The sequence below is a fragment of the Egibacteraceae bacterium genome (genome assembly GCA_040905805.1).
Classification (GTDB): Bacteria; Actinomycetota; Nitriliruptoria; order Euzebyales; family Egibacteraceae; genus DATLGH01.
The window spans coordinates 1-4,701 of sequence record JBBDQS010000100.1 but is presented as its reverse complement, the minus strand read 5'-3'; the positions used below and the strand labels follow the sequence as shown (position 1 = coordinate 4,701).

Here is a 4,701-nt window from a genome sequence, read left to right as displayed (position 1 = left end):
GACCGCTTATGGCTGCTGCCTTCCGGCCCTGACCAGGTTCACGGCGTGACGTCGCGCGGGACCGCGCCTCTCACCCGCCCGGTGCTGACCGCGGCGGGTGGCCGAGTGTAGCAACCTCCCGCGCCACGGCGGCGGGCGGGTCCGCAGCTCATGAGTGAGTGAGTTAGGCGGCCACCGTGGTCGGCACCCAGCCGCCCGCGCTCACGGGCCGGTCCAGCAGGGTGTCGATGGCGTCTTGGACCGTCTCGGCGCCCAGCACCTCCATGGTGCTGCCATCGGGGACGGCCCCGCGGGCCTGGTCGACCTGGCTCTGCGGCGCGACGAACAGGTCGACGTCGTTGCGGTGGGCGGCGAGCACCTTGAGCGCGATGCCGCCGATCGGTGTCACCGCGCCGTCCACGGTCACGCCACCGGTGCCCGCCACCCGTCGCCCCGCCGCGAGGTCATCCCGCGAGATCTTGTCGTACACCGTCAGGGCGATCATGAGCCCGGCGCTCGGTCCCCCGATCTCCCCGCTGTCCACGGAGACGGGGACCGGCAGGTCCACGGGCGGGACGAGCTCCTGGATGTGGACGCCCAGCCCCGGCTGGTCGAGGCCGGGGACGGACCCGCGCTCGATGCTGGCCTGGCGCTCCTGCTCGTCGCGGAGGAAGGAGATCGCCAGGGTGGGGTCACGCGACTCGCGCACCGCGGTCACCAGCTCGCCGGCCGAGGGCACCGTCGTGTCGTCGACGGCGGTGATGATGTCGCCGGGGCGCAGCACCCCCTCGGCCGGCGCACCCGGGAACACCTCGGCCACCAGGACGCCCCGGGGCGCGCCGAACTCGACGGGCAGGCCCGCGGCCTGCAACCCCAGCGCCGAGGCGACCTCCGCCGTCAGCGCGAAGAGCTCCCGCTGGCGCTCGAAGAAGACCTCGTCGTCCACCCCGCCGGTCAGCGCGGTCGCCCGGACCACGGAGAGGTCGGCGTCTGCCCAGGCCTGGACGAGCGACACGACGGTGGCGCGTCGCAGGTTCACCAGGGTGAGCAGGAAGTCGCCGTCGACCTCGCCGGCCTCTTCCGGGGACGCCGGAGCGACCGCCACATGGTCGACGAGGCTGACCACGTCACCCGGCCGCTCGACGAAGACCGGGAGCGGCACCGTCGCCGCCGCCACCAGGAGGACCACCAGGCAGAGGGGCAGGATGAGGAGACGAGCCGCGCGACGCATCAGCGCAGCAGGTCCGAGACCAGGCTCGGCGTCAGCAGGCCGACGGGCATGCCGTCCTCGACGACCAGCAGCATGTTGCCGGGGGCCCGAACGAGGCGGTCCAGCGCCGCGTCCATGGTGGCGTCGGCGTCGACGCTCACCGCTTCCGCAGGCTGGGCCACCTCCCGCAGCGCCGTCAGCGCCCATTGCCGGCGCGGCACCAGGTCGAGGCCCTGCAGGTTCACCACCCCGGCCAGCGGCACGCCCACCGGCCACAGCAGCGAGGGCCGCTCCTGGAGTTGCACGACCGCGTCGGACAGCGGGAGGTGCGGGTCAAGGGTCGGGGGGACGCTGCCCATGGTCTCCCGCACGGAACGCCCCGCGAGCCGCTCCCGCACGCGCGCCCGCGCGTGGGACTGCGCGGCGCCGCGGTAGAGGAAGACCGCGATCAGCACCTCCCAGACGCCGGCGAGGCCCTGCCCGGAGAACCGGGCGAACAGGTAGACGCCGTAGCCGCCGAGCAGCAGCGCGAACCCCTGTCCCACGCGCGCGGCCATACGGGTCGAGCGGTGCGGGTTGCCCGTGATCCCCCAGATCACCGAGCGCAGGAGCCGCCCACCGTCGAGCGGGTAGCCGGGCACGAGGTTGAAGATGGCCAGCAGCACGTTGATCCAGGCGAGGTAGCCCGTGATCGCCGCGGCCACGGGCTGGCCCGCCACGACCACGTGCAGCAGCCCGAACACGGCACCCAGCACCAGCGAGATGAAGGGGCCGATGCCGACGATCACGAACTCGTCCTTCGCCGAGTCGGCCTCACGGGTCGACTCGGTCACCCCCCCGAGCATGAACAACGTGACGCTGAGCACCGGGATGTCCCGCTCGAGGCTGGTGATCGCGTGGCCGAGCTCGTGGGCCAGGAGACTCGCGAAGAACAGCAGCGCCGCACCGGCGGCGGCGCCCAGGATCACGGGCATGCCGTGACCGGCGAGCAGGCTCGAGTACCGGCTGAACAGGATGTAGGTCACGAGGCCGGCGATGACCAGCCAGGAGACGTCGACCCGCAGGGGCACACCGCGGACGTGGGCGAAGGTCCAGGTCTTGCGGAAGCTGCCCGCCCGCTGGGCGGGACGGGGCGTTGGGGGGGTCTCGCTGGTCTCGGTCACGGGGCCCCTACCGCTGGCGGGCGAGTGTCGTCGACGGTGCCGGGGACACCGCAGGGCTATACTGCCCTGCGACAACCCGTCACGCTGGAGCTGTCGCCTAGTCTGGCCTATGGCGCGGTCTTGGAATGGCCGTAGGGTGGCAACACCCTCGAGGGTTCGAATCCCTCCGGCTCCGCCACACCCATCCCCCCGAGCAGCACCCTCGGCCGATCCGGCCCCGCCTTGGTAGGCTGGCCGCCGAATCCGGTGGGGTCGCATAGTCCGGCCTAGTGCGCCCGCCTCGAAAGCGGGTAGGCCCGCAAGGGCCTCGAGGGTTCGAATCCCTCCCCCACCACCACGAAACCGCAGGTCAGACCCATATTCCGGCCGGCCTGCGGGTTCGTCGTTCGGGGTGCGACGGGCGGCGGTGTTACTGGAGCGAACGGATCTCGCGGGCGCGGTTGTGCAGGGTCGTGGCGAAGTGCTGGAACGAGAGCGCTGGGGTTGGGTAGATCACCTGATTGGTGTCCCGTGGTGACATGGCAAAGGCGACAGCGTCAAGCATGCGCTCGTGGTGGAGTCGGGCGAAAGCGGTTGCGTACCGGTCCATGTAGGAGGCGTTCTCGAACACAGGGTCAGGTGGCAGGAGTCCCCTCCTGGTGCGCACCAGGCTCGTCGACTTCATCGACTCCTCGATGATCATGAGGTACCCAAACCAGGGGCGCAGGCCCGGCAGCAGGCCGTTGTCTACCGCCTGCCAGAAGTCGACGGACTGTCCGATGGCTTCCTCGATGCGGTTGTTGAGGTTGTTCCCGAAGCTCCCCACCTGAGACTTGAGTTCGATCACAGCGACGAGGGTGTCGCCTTCGAGCACGACGACGTCCCAGTTCTTGAACTCGCGAAACCACCCCGGCAGCTTGGCCGACCGTCCGTTGTGGATGTCGGACTCGTTCACACCTGCGTCAGTGAGCACTCGCCAGATGAGCGCCTCTATTGGGCCCAGGTGTTGCCCCCCGGTCACGGTCCACGGGTGCCCGCGTCCTCGACGCCTCGCAAAGCCTGTTCGGTGGCCTGCCGATCCCGGATCCCCCAAAACGCTGCGACGGCTTCCCTCATGAGTGGTTCGTAGTCCGGGATGTCAACGGGCATACAGGGTACTGGCGATCGAGGTTGCGAGGTCACGGTCGCGCCGGGCGTACGCCTCCCTTAGTCCGTCAGCCTCCTCGTCGGTGATCGACCTCGGATCCGGGAGGCGAATCTTGCGCAGGTACTGCGCCTGCATCCGCAATGTCCCGCCTCGCATCTTCACGCAGTAGGCACGCACGAACAACTCGGCCTGGTCGGACAGCAGCAGCCCGGCCAATACGTCCAGGTCCCACCGTGTCGAGGTGATCCAGTAGAGATTGTGGTGCGGGTACAGCCCGCCTGGCTCGACGACAGGCGTCATCCGGGCCTTCATGTCCGCGAGCAGGATCTTCGGCATGTCCGTGAGCCAGCCGTGAACCCGGTCGATGGTCTTGTGCCATCGGTCCGGGGTCTTCTTCGCGGTGTGACGGCCGGCGAGCTGATCACGGTGCTGCTCGAAGTGGGCCGCCAGCCTGGGGTAGTCGGCGAGTCTGACGAGGCCGTCACCGTTCCATGGGTTGGCTAAATAGGTCGGCTCCCAGGTGAGCTGACCATCCGCAATGTGGCGAGCCATCACGAGGGGAAGCATTCGGTCGGCCTCCGCCAGGTCCGGCTCCGAGGTGATGTAGATGTCGTCGGCTCCCGTCGCGACCCCGATCCCGACGCGGGTCTGCCGCAGCACATCCTCGAGTGGTTCCAACCTATTCTCGTGGTCGGCGAGCTGTGCCAGCTCAGCTGGCGTTCCCTCGGGCCAGACATCTGCTCCGAACCACCCCTCCACAGTCGCGACTGTGAACGGCCCATCGGGATCGCCGCCGTTGCGGACAGCAGCCACGGCCGGCACATGGTCGGCGGTGAAGGTGCCGTTGGCGTCGATCACCGTGCCTTCCTTCTGTGGGCGACGCCGCAGAACCGTGATGGCCGGGTAGGCAGCCACCTCCTCCTCGAAACAGTCCACGTCGTGCAGGCGAACGATCGTGTCGACTGCCCATGGCCCGTCCGTGATCATGCTGCGCAGCCCGGTGCCATAGGAGTTGCGCATCCAGCGATCGGCGCAGATGAACGCCAACACCCCGTCGTCGTTCAACAGTTGGAGGCCACGCTCGTAGAACCCTACGTATAGGTCCGCGCGGCCGCCCATCGTCTTCCAACGCGCCCGATACTCGCCAACCAGATGCTTCGGCACCTCCTCCAGGCGCACGTATGGAGGGTTCCCGACCACGAAATCCGCCGACGGGATGTCGT

At 69.3% G+C, this 4,701-nt stretch carries 4 protein-coding genes, 2 tRNA genes and 1 other RNA gene; 2 read left to right on the top strand and 5 right to left on the bottom strand.

Going from position 1 to position 4,701, the window contains the following annotated elements; genetic code table 11:
- From ffs to WD250_11215, 3 genes are all read right to left on the bottom strand, one after another.
- Window positions 1-68: signal recognition particle sRNA small type (ffs, locus tag WD250_11225), an RNA gene on the bottom strand; the annotation flags it as partial.
- Between the two features lie 95 nt (window positions 69-163).
- The gene (locus tag WD250_11220) at window positions 164-1,210 is read right to left on the bottom strand and encodes a S16 family serine protease (protein MEX2620775.1); all 1,047 of its coding nucleotides are present in this window, start codon (window positions 1,208-1,210) and stop codon (window positions 164-166) included.
- Window positions 1,210-2,352 carry a site-2 protease family protein gene (locus WD250_11215; GenBank protein MEX2620774.1) on the bottom strand — a complete coding sequence of 381 codons (1,143 nt, stop codon included), beginning with the start codon at window positions 2,350-2,352 and terminating at the stop codon, window positions 1,210-1,212. Before WD250_11215 ends, WD250_11220 begins: the two co-directional genes overlap by 1 nt.
- 86 nt (window positions 2,353-2,438) lie before the next feature.
- Here WD250_11215 and WD250_11210 point away from each other — a divergent pair.
- Together WD250_11210 and WD250_11205 are read left to right on the top strand one after the other, a co-directional pair.
- A tRNA-Ser gene (locus tag WD250_11210) sits at window positions 2,439-2,530 on the top strand.
- A 67-nt stretch (window positions 2,531-2,597) separates the two neighbouring features.
- Window positions 2,598-2,689 (top strand) — tRNA-Ser (locus WD250_11205).
- Between the two features lie 72 nt (window positions 2,690-2,761).
- Here the strand turns inward: WD250_11205 and WD250_11200 are convergent.
- Window positions 2,762-3,424: a PaeR7I family type II restriction endonuclease gene (locus tag WD250_11200; protein MEX2620773.1), complete on the bottom strand. Its 663-nt coding sequence runs from the start codon at window positions 3,422-3,424 to the stop codon at window positions 2,762-2,764.
- 45 nt (window positions 3,425-3,469) lie between these two features.
- On the bottom strand, window positions 3,470-4,701 hold a 1,232-nt coding region (locus WD250_11195; protein MEX2620772.1), incomplete at its 5' end, for an Eco57I restriction-modification methylase domain-containing protein.

Bases quoted from the DNA above. Each gene is read 5' to 3' on its own strand.
- WD250_11220 (MEX2620775.1), bottom strand. From the start codon at position 1,210: ATGCGTCGCGCGGCTCGTCTCCTCATCCTGCCCCTCTGCCTGGTGGTC.